The sequence below is a fragment of the Peribacillus sp. SIMBA_075 genome, assembly GCF_046534585.1.
In genome coordinates, this window is record NZ_JAWRYN010001640.1 from 1 (window position 1) to 234 (window position 234).

A 234-nucleotide genomic window follows, 5' to 3' on the forward strand; every position below is an offset into this window, starting at 1 on the left:
GGGGTAGCCGACTGGTCAACAAAATATTGAATCAGGTTCTTTTCTTCGGTTCGACTTTGAACAATTTGTGCAGGGGTATCTTTGGTTTTGGTCAGTTGCTTTCGAAAGAAGAGGAGGATATAGTCCAGAATTTCATCGATGGATAGATTTCCACCGACAAGCCCATGGTCAGCCCCTTTTACACGAAGAAAGCTGGCATCCTCCAGCGCTGCATACAAAAGCTCAGCTTGATGG

At 45.7% G+C, this 234-nt stretch carries 1 protein-coding gene; it reads right to left on the reverse strand.

The annotated features are described in order from the left end of the window. Positions 1–234: hypothetical protein (locus SB775_RS33995; RefSeq protein WP_410865701.1), on the reverse strand; the 234-nt coding region annotated here is incomplete at both ends.